The following is a 12,559-nucleotide window of genomic DNA, read 5'->3' as shown; positions in this document are numbered from 1 at the left end:
TAAGAAAACTTCCATGATAACAATGAGGTGAATTATGAGCAGTGGTGACATCACCCGCTACGTCGTAACCGTCAACCTTCATGAAGCATCGCTGACCGAGCTGAATGAGCTCAACAACGCCTTCACCCGGGCTAATTTTCTCCTCACGCTCACGGATGACGAGGGCAATATTCATGATTTAGGCACCCTGGCATTTGGTCTGATCGGTGCCCTTAATAAAGAAGAGGTTCATGCGCTGGCCGCCAGTCTGGTGGAAAGTGTGACCGACAAGCCAGCCGAAATTGACGTCGACACCTGGGAAAACTGGCAGAAAAAAGAACAATAAGTGCCCTGTATGAAATTAAACCGCTCAGGTGTGCGTTAGTTCGTATTTTTTTACCGCAATAATGCGCTAACTTTATGATCTGGCAGACAACATGGGAGAGTCAACATGTGGCAGGCTATCAGTCATCTTTTAAGTGAGCAGCTGGGTGAAGGTGAAATTGAACTGCGTAACGAACTGCCAGGCGGAGAGATCCACGCCGCGTGGCATTTACGCTACGCAGGGCGCGATCTCTTCGTAAAATGCGATGAACGTGAACTGCTTCCGATATTTACCGCCGAAGCCGATCAGCTTGAACTGTTGTCGCGCAGTAAAACGGTGACGGTCCCGCAGGTGCTGGCCGTCGGTAGCGACCGCGATTACAGTTTTCTGGTCATGGAATATCTCCCCGCCCGTCCGCTGGATGCCCATAACGCTTTCATTCTTGGCCAGCAGCTAGCACGCCTCCATCAGTGGAGCGACCAGCCGCAGTTTGGTCTCGATTTTGACAATGACCTCTCCACCACGCCACAGCCCAATGCCTGGCAGCGTCGCTGGTCGACCTTTTTTGCCGAGCAGCGTATTGGCTGGCAGCTTGAGCTTGCCGCCGAGAAAGGGCTGGAATTTGGCAATATAGACGCCATCGTCGAGCACGTGCAGCAGCGTCTGGCCTCCCACCAGCCTCAGGCGTCTCTGCTCCACGGTGATTTGTGGTCCGATAACTGCGCGCTGGGGCCCAACGGCCCCTATATCTTCGACCCGGCCTGCTACTGGGGTGACCGAGAGTGCGACCTTGCCATGCTGCCGCTGCACCCTGAACAACCGCCGCAGATATACGACGGGTATCAGTCGATTTCGCCCCTGCCGCCCGGCTTCCTCGACCGTCAACCGGTGTACCAGCTTTATACGCTGATGAACCGCGCCATACTTTTTGGTGGGGAACACCTGGTTAACGCACAGCGTGCGCTTGAGCGCATACTTGCCGCCTGAGACGCGAACGGGTGGCCTTGCCGCCACCCGTATCGGTTACAGAAAACCGAGCAGTGAGAAGAAGAAGTATCCTGCCACAATGATAATCACGGGAAGGATATAGAGCGGGAAGATCTGCAGGAAAATGGTGTGACGCGGCACAATAATGCGGGATTCAATCTGCTCCCGGCTCATGCCTTCCGGGCCTTTGGCCTGCTCCAGAATGAGCTGGTCCTCAACACCCTCGCGTAAAAAGCGCGTCTGACGGCTCATTCGCGCGCCAGAGGCCTGCAGCGCCAGCGCAACAAAGATCAGGGCGTATATCACCCAAAAGCCGATATTCAGCTGATGGTGAAAATCCGGGGTGGGTGAGTTAAACCAGAAGACATTCAAGAATGGCGTATTAAAACGCATCATTTCAATCATCACATGCGCAAAATCAAGCATAACCGCATTGATACCCGGCTGTTTTTCGCTGTGATCGTACATAAATTTGAGTACAGAAATCAGCGTAGAAATGACGGCAGGAATAAAAATCACCCAGCCAGCAATACGTTTTAAGACCGCAATGCGTCCAGCTTGTTGATACGTCATCAGTTCCTCTTCATAAAGACGCGTTATTTGTGCCTAAGTCTACCTGCTGGTCATCAATTTCGCCCGCTCTTTAAAAGCAATATGCTAAATTGCAGAGTGTGCTTAGCACTTATCGTCTGTCGAACACCCTGGATAAGGAGACGTTGTGATGTCGACACCGCGCCAAATTCTTGCCGCAATTTTTGACATGGATGGATTACTGATCGATTCCGAACCGTTGTGGGATCGCGCTGAACTGGACGTCATGGCCAGCCTGGGCGTGGATATCAGCCGCCGTAATGAACTTCCCGATACGCTGGGCCTGCGCATCGATATGGTGGTTGACCTGTGGTATGCCCAACAGCCGTGGGCTGGACCAGGTCGTGATGAAGTGACCGCGCGCATTATCAGCCGCGCCATTTCGCTGGTAGAAGAGAGCAAGCCGCTGCTGCCCGGCGTACGTGAGGCGGTCGCGCTGTGTAAAGCCCAGGGGCTGAAGGTCGGCCTGGCCTCGGCGTCACCGCTGCATATGCTGGAAAAAGTGCTCATCATGTTTGAACTGCGCGACAGTTTCGACGCGCTTGCCTCCGCTGAGAAATTGCCTTACAGCAAGCCGCACCCGCAGGTCTATCTGGACTGTGCCGCTAAGCTCGGTCTGGATCCCCTCAACTGCGTTGCGCTGGAAGATTCCGTTAACGGCATGGTGGCCTCTAAAGCCGCGCGGATGCGCTCCATTGTGGTGCCTGCGGAAGAAGGCCGCCACGATCCCCGGTTCGCGCTTGCCGATGTGAAGCTACATTCACTGGCAGAACTGACGGCGCGCCATCTGCATGGCGGTTAACGCCCTCCTCCGGTTTGTGACAAACAGTTACACCGTCACCTCTTCCGCCTACTGTATAAAAACCCTATACTGTATGAATTGACAGTTTTGTGGGTTTTATCATGACGGCGGAAGGCCACCTGCTTTTTTCTATCGCGTGCGCAGTATTTGCCAAAAACGCTGAACTCACCCCCGTGCTGGCACAGGGGGACTGGTGGCATATCGTCCCTTCCGCCGTATTGACCTGTCTGCTGCCCGACATCGACCACCCAAAGTCGTTCCTCGGACAGCGCCTGAAGTGGGTATCGAAACCCATCGCCCGCGCGTTCGGCCACCGGGGGTTTACGCACAGCCTGCTGGCCGTGTTTGGCCTGCTGACGCTTTTCTATTTAAAAGTGCCCGAAAGCTGGATCGTCCCCGGTGATGCCATTCAGGGGATGGTGCTGGGATATTTAAGCCATATTCTGGCCGATATGCTGACGCCCGCGGGCGTACCGCTGCTGTGGCCCTGCCGCTGGCGCTTCCGTTTTCCCATCCTCGCACCGCAGAAAGGGAACCAGCTGGAGCGCGTCTTGTGCATGGCGCTGTTTGCTTACGCCGTCTGGATGCCGCAAACGTTGCCCGAAAACAGTGCAGTCCGCTGGTCTTCCCAGATGATTAATTCGCTGCAATTTCAGTTCAATCGCTTTATTCATCACCAGATTGAACAGTAAACCAACAAAATTATCCCATTTGTCATAACCCATTCCATTTGGATATAAGCGCTACATCACACTTCTGCTAACCTTCCGCCAACAGGATCGGTAAAAACCGACCCGATAATAAATCAGGAGAACGGGGATGAATTTTCCACTCATCGCGAACGTCGTTGTGTTCGCTGTATTGCTATTGCTTCTCGCGCAGGCGCGCCACAAACAGTGGAGCCTGGCGAAAAAGGTGCTGGTTGGTCTGGCCATGGGTGTCGTATTTGGTCTGGCATTACAGGCAATTTATGGCTCCGATAATCCAGTTCTGAAAGATTCCATTCAGTGGTTCAACATTGTCGGTAACGGCTATGTCCAGCTGCTGCAGATGATCGTTATGCCACTGGTGTTCGCCTCTATTCTGAGCGCCGTTGCCCGCCTGCATAACGCGACCCAGTTGGGAAAAATCAGTTTCCTGACCATCGGCACGCTGCTGTTCACCACGCTGATTGCCGCGCTGGTGGGTGTGCTGGTCACTAACCTGTTTGGCCTGACTGCAGAAGGTCTGGTTCAGGGTACCGCTGAAACGGCGCGTCTGACCGCGATTCAGACCAACTACGTTGGGAAAGTGGCTGACCTGACCGTGCCGCAGATGGTGCTCTCCTTCATTCCGAAGAACCCGTTTGCTGACCTGACCGGTGCGAGCCCAACCTCGATCATCAGCGTGGTTATTTTCGCCGCGTTCCTGGGCGTAGCGGCGCTGAAGTTGCTGAAAGACGATGCGCCAAAAGGCGAACGCGTGCTGACCGCAATTGACACCCTGCAAAGCTGGGTGATGAAGCTGGTCCGTCTGGTCATGCAGCTCACCCCTTACGGCGTGCTGGCGCTGATGACCAAAGTGGTTGCCGGTTCTAACCTGCAGGACATCATTAAGCTGGGCAGCTTCGTTGTTGCCTCTTATCTGGGCCTGGGCATTATGTTCGTGGTGCACGGCATCCTGCTGGGCGTGAACGGCGTCAGCCCGCTGAAGTACTTCCGTAAGGTCTGGCCGGTGCTGACCTTTGCCTTCACCAGCCGTTCCAGCGCCGCATCTATTCCGCTGAACGTGGAAGCGCAAACCCGTCGTCTGGGCGTGCCTGAATCTATCGCCAGCTTCTCTGCCTCCTTTGGTGCCACCATTGGTCAGAACGGCTGTGCGGGTCTGTACCCGGCGATGCTGGCGGTAATGGTTGCTCCTACAGTCGGCATCAACCCGCTGGATCCGGTCTGGATCGCCACGCTGGTCGGGATTGTCACCGTAAGCTCCGCAGGCGTTGCGGGTGTTGGCGGCGGTGCAACCTTCGCCGCGCTGATTGTGCTGCCTGCGCTGGGTCTGCCCGTGACGCTGGTCGCCCTGCTGATCTCCGTTGAGCCGCTGATCGACATGGGTCGTACCGCACTGAACGTGAGCGGCTCCATGACCGCCGGTACGCTGACCAGCCAGTGGCTGAAGCAGACCGACAAAGCGATTCTGGAAAGTGAAGACGACGCCGAGCTGGCGCACCGCTAAACACGTTAGAAATAAAAAAACCGCCTGATGGCGGTTTTTTTATGGCTGTTATTCTTCAACCTCTTCATCCTGGCGGATTTGCATCGCCCACCGCTGTGCGGACTCCGGCACCGTAAAGGTGGGAGAGCGACGGAAATGCTCGCCGACCAGCACAAAGGCCACGTATTTCCCCCGTAACTGCCACACATCGCGAAAGCCCTCCACTTTCAGGGCATGGTCTGGCGGCGCGGGCTCAACGCGGGGCACATAGCTAATAACCTGGCGGTTTTGTTGACGAAGAGGTTTCATAAGCAACGGATTCACTAAAGCAAATTCTTGAAGCAGGAAAATTCTATGATAGCCGATCCTGCTGCCTTCCGTCGCGCTCCGAGTGGGTGAGATGGCTCCTTTCGCTAATCACGGCATATGAAAACTCTTAGTTCGCGAACCATGTCGCGACATTGTTCTATCCTTAATAGGGTTTTTAGCAATGGATAAAGGAGAAGCGTGCAATGTCGAACAAAGATAAAACACATCAATCACCCATTCATGGCACTGAAGAATCTCAACCGGGTATGGACTCTCTCGCTCCCGCTGACGGCTCTCACCGCCCCTCCCCTGGCCCCTCCGCACCGGGCGAACAGCCTACCGCACCGGGAAGCATGAAATCGCCGGACACGGGAAACGAGAAGCTGAAATCTCTTGAACCACACCGAAAAGGCGGTGAAGGTTTCGCGCTCACGACCAATCAGGGCGTACGCATTGCTGACGATCAAAACTCCCTTCGCGCAGGCGCGCGCGGGCCAACCCTGCTGGAAGACTTTATCCTGCGGGAAAAAATCACCCATTTTGACCACGAGCGGATACCAGAACGCATCGTCCACGCGCGCGGTTCCGCTGCGCACGGCTACTTTCAGCCCTACAAGAGCCTGAAAGCGATCACCAAAGCGGATTTCCTCTCCGACCCGGATAAAATCACCCCGGTGTTTGTGCGTTTCTCCACCGTGCAGGGCGGCGCGGGGTCAGCAGATACCGTCCGGGATATCCGCGGCTTTGCCACCAAGTTTTATACCGAAGAGGGTATTTTCGATCTGGTCGGCAATAACACGCCGGTGTTTTTCATTCAGGATGCGCATAAATTTCCTGACTTTGTCCATGCGGTAAAACCGGAGCCCCACTGGGCCATACCGCAGGGACAAAGTGCGCACGACACCTTCTGGGACTATGTTTCCCTGCAGCCTGAAACCTTACACAACGTGATGTGGGCGATGTCAGACCGCGGCATTCCGCGCAGCTACCGCACCATGGAAGGGTTTGGTATCCATACCTTCCGTCTGATCAATGCTGAGGGGAAAGCCACGTTTGTCCGCTTCCACTGGAAGCCTGTCGCGGGTAAAGCCTCGCTGGTGTGGGACGAGGCGCAGAAGCTGACCGGGCGCGATCCGGACTTCCATCGCCGCGAGCTGTGGGAATCCATTGAAGCGGGCGACTTCCCGGAATACGAGCTTGGCCTGCAGCTCATACCGGAAGAGGACGAATTTAAGTTCGATTTCGACCTTCTGGACCCGACGAAGCTGATCCCGGAAGAGCTGGTGCCGGTGCAGCTGGTGGGTAAAATGGTGCTTAACCGTAACCCGGATAACTTCTTTGCCGAAAACGAGCAGGCCGCGTTCCACCCGGGGCATATCGTGCCGGGGCTGGACTTCACCAACGATCCGCTCCTGCAGGGACGCCTGTTCTCCTATACCGATACGCAGATTAGCCGACTCGGCGGGCCGAACTTCCACGAAATTCCGATTAACCGCCCAACCTGCCCGTATCACAACTTCCAGCGCGACGGGATGCACCGTCAGGATATTGATACCAACCCGGCAAACTATGAGCCGAACTCCATCAACGATAACTGGCCGCGTGAAACGCCTCCCGGACCGAAACGCGGTGGATTCGAATCGTATCAGGAGCGTATCGATGGCAATAAAATTCGCGAGCGCAGCCCCTCGTTCGGTGAGTATTACGCCCACCCTCGCCTGTTCTGGAACAGCCAAACGCCGATTGAGCAACAGCACATCATCGGCGGCTTCAGCTTCGAGCTGAGCAAAGTGGTGCGCACCTACATCCGCGAGCGCGTGGTTGATCAGCTGGCGCATATTGATGTTCAGCTTGCCCAGAGTGTCGCGGACAACCTGGGCATTACGCTGACCGACGAGCAGCGTAACCTTGCTCCGCCGAAAGAGGTTAACGGCGTGAAGAAAGATCCGTCGCTGAGCCTGTATGCGGTGCCGGGCGGCTCGATTAAAGGCCGCGTGGTCGCCATTCTGCTGAACGACAAAACCCGCGCCAGCGACGTGCTGGGGATTATGCAGGCGCTGAAAACCCAGGGCGTGCATGCCAAACTGCTCTATTCCCGCATGGGTGAAGTGACGGCCGACGATGGTTCTGTGCTGCCGGTCGCGGCGACCTTTGCCGGTGCGCCATCACTGACCGTCGATGCGGTGATCGTGCCGTGCGGGGATATTGCCAGCCTGCTGACCAACGGCGACGCCGTCTATTATCTGCTGGAAGCCTATAAGCACCTGAAGCCGATCGCGCTGTCCGGCGACGCGCGACAGTTCAAAGCGCAGCTGAAGGTGGCCGATCAGGGTGAGGACGGGATTGTCGAGGGAGATAACGTTGACGATGCCTTTATGACGAAGCTGTTTGATTTGCTCGCCGCGCACCGTGTCTGGTCGCGAAGCAGCAAGATCGATCAGATTCCGGCGTAAAAAAAGCCGGGTGGCGCTTGCGCTTACCCGGCTTACATGTCGATTGCTTTTGTAGGCCCGGTAAGGCGAAGCAGCCACCGGGCTTTATCTCAAAGATCCCCAAACGTCCCCAACCGATACCCGCGCTCGGCAATGGCGTATTTCAACGACGGCGACGTCAGCACATCCAGCTCCGCCAGACGCGGCCAGCAGTAGGCGCTTTTACGCACGGTGTTATCGACAAAGGCAGGATGTGCCATGACCTCCAGCGACCGTTCACCCCGCGCGGCGGAATCATCCAGCACCTTCAGGAACAGCGCGTCGTCGATCTCGTCGCCGTAAAACGCGCTGCTGAACCCCTCAGTGGTGGTGACAGCACAGTCCGGCAATCCGTACACCTCGCGATCCACGCGCATCGCCACGCCTTTGCGCTGTGCAAACCCGGCAACAAGCGGGAAAATCGCCGGGATCATATGCACGTGGTGATGGCTGTCGATATGCGTCGGCGCCTGACCAAACACATCAACGAAGCGGTTGAACTGACAGTCCAGCTCGCGGGCAATCTCTTCGAGCGGCAGAGCCCCCTGCTCCGCCAGTTCCCAAATCCATTTACCCAGCTGGCCATCGCGCGTCAGGCCCGGCATTGGCGAAAGCGGCATCCCGAGCGTCAGCACAAAATGCATGCCGACGCCCAGCTCCGGCACTTCGCGGCTCAGCTGCGCCGCGTGTTCAACCGCCTCACCATTCACCAGTGCCGTTGTAGAGGTCACAACCCCCCGGCGACAGGCTTCAATAATGCCGTAGTTCTGACCTTTCGAGAGGCCAAAATCATCAGCATTAACGATCAGCAGGTTTTCCATTGTGCGTCCTCTTATTGCTGTTTGAACTTCAGCTTCTCGATCGTGGCGGCAAAGTTCGGCAACCATTTTTCATGCGCCAGGATCATCTCGCTGGCCAGCTGCTCCGCGTCGCGGTCAGAATGCACCAGCGGGCTGAGGTTCAGGGCCAGCAGCACGTCATTGAGCTCACCGCTCAGCGCCGCGTTGCTTGCCGCCACTTCAAAGCCTTTGATGGTGTGGATCAGCCCCATGACCTTGTCATCGAAGTGGGTGATGCGTGGATGCGGTTTAGCCCCCTCGCGTCCCAGGATGCAGGTCATTTCGACGGCCCAGTCAGCCGGAATATTGTCGATATGGCCGTGGTGCGGCACGTTTACATAGTGCTCCGCCTGCTTGTCGTTGTAGATGGCGTTGATCACTTCACACGCCGCATCGGAGTAGTAGGCCCCGCCGCGCTGCTCCAGCTCTTTCGGTTTGACGTTCAGGTTCGGGTCTTTATACAAATCGAACAGTTGCTTCTCAACCTTCTGAACGATCTGCGCACGCGCGCCGCCCTTATAATACTCGCCCATTTCGATGGCCAGCATCTCTTTCTGCTTGAAGTAGTAAAGCAGGTACGAGCAAGGCAGCAGATTCAGCGAGCGGATCAGCCCTTCGCTGAACGGCAGGTCAAAGATGTTTTTCACCGATGCCGCCGTCAGACGACCGGAGGCGACGCCGTCGAGGAGCTCGGCAAAGCGCGATTTTCCGTTCACGATGACATCTTTAATAAATACCATGTGGTTCAGGCCGAACAGATCGATGGAGAGATCGTCGCTGTCGGTCAGCGCCAGCACGTCGCGGATAAACATCTTCATGCCGATCGGAATGTTGCAGACGCCGATAAAACGTTTGAAGCCGGTATGACGATAGACCGCTTCAGTGACCATGCCGGCCGGGTTGGTGAAGTTAATGATCCACGCGTTCGGGCAGATCTCCTGCACATCTTTGACGATGTCGAAAATGACCGGGATAGTACGCAGGCCTTTAAACAGGCCGCCCGCGCCGTTAGTCTCCTGCCCCAGATACCCGTGGCTCAGCGGAATACGCTCGTCCAGCTCACGCGCCTTCAGCTGGCCGACGCGCAGCTGGGTGGTGACGAAATCCGCATCTTTCAGCGCCAGACGACGATCGAGGGTTTTATGCACGGTCAGAGGCACGCCCGCTTTTTCCACCATGCGCTTGCACAGATCGAAAATAATATTCAGCTTCTCCTGACCTTCCTCAACGTCCACCAGCCATAATTCGCTGACCGGTAATTCATGATAACGTTTCAGGAAACCTTCAAGTAATTCCGGGGTATAGCTGCTGCCGCCACCAATGGTTACGACTTTTAATTTCTTCTGCATAATATCTCCCTTAGCGTATCAGGTTAATCGCCTGCAAGGTATAGCGTGCTCTTCCCGCTATTTGGGCAAGCCATTAAAGCAATATTCGTGGCGGGTAATCCGCCGAAAGTTAATTAATTACCGTCAAATTTTTCCGGTAACTGTTCGGTGTGAATGACGTCAATTTCTTAAAGGTTTTAATAAATAGGCTGGGACTGCTGTATCCTGACTCGTAAGCAATATCGGTGACAGAATAGTTGGTAATTTCCAGCTGTTTTTTAGCAAAATTAATGCGGATTTCATTAATAATTTGCACGGGCGTTTTACGATAATAACGCTGCGTCGCACGGGTCAGATATTCCTGGGATTTGCCCGACAGGGAGACCATATTTTCCAGCGCATTTTCGCTGAACTGGCCTTTGTCGTGCATCAGCTCAACGGTGCTGCGTAGCCATTGCGGAATATCATCCGTCACCTGCTGCTCTTCACGATGATGACGCAGCCGGTTCATCACGTAGAAGGTCACCGTTTCAATAAACTCATCAAATTCATTGTCGCGGAAGTTAAGCGAGGCGATCACCGTTTCAATCCAGGTCATGAACTCGTTTTTGACCCGATAGACCTGAGAGGCCACAAAGCAGAACGGCACCAGCGGCAGATAGTGCTTCTCGAAGAAACGTCTGCTGACGCCCACATTCAGAATGCGGGTGGCACCAAATTCGTAAAAGCTCTGGTGATAAGACCCCATCGGCAGGAAGACGAAATCCCCTCGTTCAAGCAGGACGCGCTTACCGTTGATCTCCTGATAGTAGCGACCGGTCAGAACAATCGTGAATTCGTAGTAGTCATGCTGATGCAGACCACTGGCGCTCTCCGTCTTGTTGTAGATAACCACGTGAAAATTTTTGCCATTAAACAGCTGCTGTTCAAGTGCGGTTTTAATTTCCATCGTGCTGACCTCCTGCTACTCAGTCTGACTTACTGCATCTTCTCGTGAAGCTCAATGAGCTCCGCCACCAGCTCACGTGCCAGCATCGAGGTCATCAGGTGATCCTGCGCGTGAACCAGCACCAGGCTGACCTTCATCTTCCCTTCGCCCTGATCGCTTTCAATTAGCTTTGTCTGCACCAGGTGCGCTTCGTTCAGCGCCGTGCGGGACTGTTCCATCATGGTTTTTGCCGCGGCGAAATCCCCCTGCTTGGCCTGCTTCAGTGCGGCATAGGCCAGGCTGCGGGCCTGCCCGGAGTTGATGATAAGCCCCATCACCACTTCTTCCAGATCGTTCTCGGCGGCGGCGTCTGCGACAATACTATCCAAATCTAACATGTTTAAGCTCCTTGTGGCTGGCGCGGGTTTCCCCGCGCCGTCAATCTTAGAATTTCAGTGAGAGGGCAATATCCTCTTCGCTCTCTTCTTCATCAATGATGGTGGCGGCTTTGTTCGCAATCGCCACGAATGGCATGTACAGCAGGGTGGCAATCCCGAGGTTGAATATCGCCAGCAGGAAGGCCGCGACGCTGCCGTTGGTGTTGAAGAAGGCGCCCAGACCCGCCGGCATGGTCCACGGTGCAATGTTGGTAACCGGTGGAATGATGCCCATGTAGTACGCCGTCAGGGTGATAGCGGCCAGCAGCGGCTGAATCAGGATGAACGGAATGAACATGACCGGGTTCATGATGATTGGCAGACCGAACAGGATCGGTTCGTTAATCTGGAAGATGCCTGATGGCAGCGCCAGCTTCGCGACCTGACGGTAATCAGCACGACGAGAGACAATAAAGACCGCGATGATCAGACCCAAGGTCGCCCCGGTACCGCCCAGGAAGATATAGGAGTCAAGCATCGGCTTCGCCCACACATGGAAGGTTTTACCCGCTGCCAGCGCCGCGTCAACGGAGCCGTACTGCTGATAAAGTGCAACGTTTTCCAGTGCCCATGGGGTCATAATTCCGCTGTCCAGCGCAGCCAGTGCCAGTGAACCATGCACGCCAAAGAACCACAGCAGAGAGGTGAAAATCACATACGCCCAACCGACCACGCCACCCATCGACGCCAGCGGCGTAGAGATAGAGTCCATGATGATCTGGTGGAAGTTTGTGCCCCAGTGAGAGAGCGCCCAGGCAATAATCCCCATGATGGAGAGAATAATGAAGCCTGGAATCAACGCGGAAAATGAACGGGATACAGAAGCCGGTACGCTATCCGGCAGGCGAATCACCCAGTTTCGACGGATGATAAAGGTGAACATCTCTGCCACCACCAGGCCGATAACAATACCGGAGATGATGTTAGCCCCACCCAGCCAGTTGGCACCAACGGCATAGGCTTCACCCACGCTGTAAGGCGTGACGGTCATAAAGGCGGCGACGGATAATAACCCGGCGGCCAGCGGATCGACCTTACGCTCTTCCGCCAGCGCCATCCCAATAAAGAAAGGCGCCATCAGCGACATAATTCCCAACGTACCGTTATAGACGTTGCCGCCGATGGCTTTAAAACCATTAAGGGTTTCAATAGTGGAAGCGTCTAACCGAATTCCTAATGAATAAAAGAAGGAACCTTCACCAAAGCTCAGAAAAACGTTGTTAATTAAAACGAACATGGCCCCGGCCAACGTCAACGGCATTAATTTAATAAAGCCGTTTTTGATGGCATTAACGTGAGGCTGCTTTCCTATTTTAACAGCAAAAGGAAGGAGTACCTTTTCAAGTGAAGCGATGACTTTACTCATAGGAAAA

13 protein-coding genes are annotated in these 12,559 nt (G+C 55.1%); 6 read left to right on the top strand and 7 right to left on the bottom strand.

Annotated elements, in window-relative coordinates:
- Nucleotides 1-34: 34 nt before the first annotated feature.
- Nucleotides 35-325, top strand: a complete 291-nt coding sequence (gene ghoS / locus ACMGGQ_RS07045; protein WP_048027535.1) for a type V toxin-antitoxin system endoribonuclease antitoxin GhoS — start codon at nt 35-37, stop codon at nt 323-325.
- Between the two features lie 105 nt (nt 326-430).
- A complete protein-coding gene (locus tag ACMGGQ_RS07040) occupies nt 431-1,291 on the top strand; it encodes a fructosamine kinase family protein (RefSeq protein ID WP_420289760.1) in 861 nt (286 codons plus the stop codon).
- A 36-nt stretch (nt 1,292-1,327) separates the two neighbouring features.
- On the opposite strand, the gene ACMGGQ_RS07035 is transcribed toward ACMGGQ_RS07040, so the two are convergent.
- The gene (locus ACMGGQ_RS07035) at nt 1,328-1,864 is read right to left on the bottom strand and encodes a YniB family protein (RefSeq protein ID WP_420289759.1); all 537 of its coding nucleotides are present in this window, start codon (nt 1,862-1,864) and stop codon (nt 1,328-1,330) included.
- 148 nt (nt 1,865-2,012) lie between these two features.
- Between ACMGGQ_RS07035 and hxpB the strand changes: the two genes are divergently transcribed.
- From hxpB to ACMGGQ_RS07020, 3 genes are all read left to right on the top strand, one after another.
- The gene (hxpB, locus tag ACMGGQ_RS07030; protein ID WP_420289758.1) at nt 2,013-2,684 is read left to right on the top strand and encodes a hexitol phosphatase HxpB; all 672 of its coding nucleotides are present in this window, start codon (nt 2,013-2,015) and stop codon (nt 2,682-2,684) included.
- Nucleotides 2,685-2,785: 101 nt separating this feature from the next.
- Nucleotides 2,786-3,376 carry a metal-dependent hydrolase gene (locus ACMGGQ_RS07025; protein ID WP_032644865.1) on the top strand — a complete coding sequence of 197 codons (591 nt, stop codon included), beginning with the start codon at nt 2,786-2,788 and terminating at the stop codon, nt 3,374-3,376.
- A gap of 127 nt (nt 3,377-3,503) precedes the next feature.
- Nucleotides 3,504-4,895, top strand: coding sequence for an L-cystine transporter (locus tag ACMGGQ_RS07020; RefSeq protein ID WP_045336125.1), 1,392 nt, complete (start codon nt 3,504-3,506; stop codon nt 4,893-4,895).
- Between the two features lie 48 nt (nt 4,896-4,943).
- Here the strand turns inward: ACMGGQ_RS07020 and cedA are convergent, their stop codons facing one another.
- Nucleotides 4,944-5,219, bottom strand: a complete 276-nt coding sequence (gene cedA / locus ACMGGQ_RS07015) for a cell division activator CedA (protein WP_258526576.1) — start codon at nt 5,217-5,219, stop codon at nt 4,944-4,946.
- Nucleotides 5,220-5,386: 167 nt separating this feature from the next.
- On the opposite strand from cedA, the gene katE reads away from it, so the two are divergent.
- Nucleotides 5,387-7,636 (top strand): catalase HPII, encoded by a 2,250-nt coding sequence (gene katE, locus ACMGGQ_RS07010; protein WP_420289757.1) that lies wholly within the window; start codon nt 5,387-5,389, stop codon nt 7,634-7,636.
- A gap of 89 nt (nt 7,637-7,725) precedes the next feature.
- Here katE and chbG read toward each other — a convergent pair whose 3' ends face one another.
- From chbG to chbC, 5 genes are all read right to left on the bottom strand, one after another.
- Entirely contained in the window at nt 7,726-8,475 is a 750-nt protein-coding gene (chbG, locus tag ACMGGQ_RS07005) for a chitin disaccharide deacetylase (protein ID WP_196352567.1), read from the bottom strand.
- 11 nt (nt 8,476-8,486) lie between these two features.
- A complete protein-coding gene (locus ACMGGQ_RS07000) occupies nt 8,487-9,842 on the bottom strand; it encodes a 6-phospho-beta-glucosidase (RefSeq protein ID WP_414746516.1) in 1,356 nt (451 codons plus the stop codon).
- Nucleotides 9,843-9,951: 109 nt separating this feature from the next.
- Nucleotides 9,952-10,770 carry a transcriptional regulator ChbR gene (chbR, locus tag ACMGGQ_RS06995; protein ID WP_029740446.1) on the bottom strand — a complete coding sequence of 273 codons (819 nt, stop codon included), beginning with the start codon at nt 10,768-10,770 and terminating at the stop codon, nt 9,952-9,954.
- A 29-nt stretch (nt 10,771-10,799) separates the two neighbouring features.
- Entirely contained in the window at nt 10,800-11,147 is a 348-nt protein-coding gene (gene chbA / locus ACMGGQ_RS06990) for a PTS N,N'-diacetylchitobiose transporter subunit IIA (protein WP_420289756.1), read from the bottom strand.
- Between the two features lie 46 nt (nt 11,148-11,193).
- A complete protein-coding gene (chbC, locus tag ACMGGQ_RS06985) occupies nt 11,194-12,552 on the bottom strand; it encodes a PTS N,N'-diacetylchitobiose transporter subunit IIC (RefSeq protein ID WP_023311283.1) in 1,359 nt (452 codons plus the stop codon).
- Between the last annotated feature and the right edge of the window lie 7 nt (nt 12,553-12,559).

Source organism: Enterobacter sp. BNK-13, from assembly GCF_048685015.1.
GTDB lineage: Bacteria > Pseudomonadota > Gammaproteobacteria > Enterobacterales > Enterobacteriaceae > Enterobacter > Enterobacter quasiroggenkampii.
The sequence above is the reverse complement of the archived record's forward strand: the minus strand, read 5'-3'. Positions and strand labels throughout refer to the sequence as shown.

Coding starts and splice junctions, on each gene's coding strand:
- chbG (WP_196352567.1), bottom strand. CDS start 8,475: ATGGAAAACCTGCTGATCGTTAATGCTGATGATTTTGGCCTCTCGAAA.
- chbC (WP_023311283.1), bottom strand. CDS start 12,552: ATGAGTAAAGTCATCGCTTCACTTGAAAAGGTACTCCTTCCTTTTGCT.
- ACMGGQ_RS07040 (WP_420289760.1), top strand. CDS start 431: ATGTGGCAGGCTATCAGTCATCTTTTAAGTGAGCAGCTGGGTGAAGGT.
- ACMGGQ_RS07000 (WP_414746516.1), bottom strand. CDS start 9,842: ATGCAGAAGAAATTAAAAGTCGTAACCATTGGTGGCGGCAGCAGCTAT.
- katE (WP_420289757.1), top strand. CDS start 5,387: ATGTCGAACAAAGATAAAACACATCAATCACCCATTCATGGCACTGAA.
- ghoS (WP_048027535.1), top strand. CDS start 35: ATGAGCAGTGGTGACATCACCCGCTACGTCGTAACCGTCAACCTTCAT.
- hxpB (WP_420289758.1), top strand. CDS start 2,013: ATGTCGACACCGCGCCAAATTCTTGCCGCAATTTTTGACATGGATGGA.
- ACMGGQ_RS07035 (WP_420289759.1), bottom strand. CDS start 1,864: ATGACGTATCAACAAGCTGGACGCATTGCGGTCTTAAAACGTATTGCT.
- ACMGGQ_RS07025 (WP_032644865.1), top strand. CDS start 2,786: ATGACGGCGGAAGGCCACCTGCTTTTTTCTATCGCGTGCGCAGTATTT.
- chbR (WP_029740446.1), bottom strand. CDS start 10,770: ATGGAAATTAAAACCGCACTTGAACAGCAGCTGTTTAATGGCAAAAAT.
- ACMGGQ_RS07020 (WP_045336125.1), top strand. CDS start 3,504: ATGAATTTTCCACTCATCGCGAACGTCGTTGTGTTCGCTGTATTGCTA.
- chbA (WP_420289756.1), bottom strand. CDS start 11,147: ATGTTAGATTTGGATAGTATTGTCGCAGACGCCGCCGCCGAGAACGAT.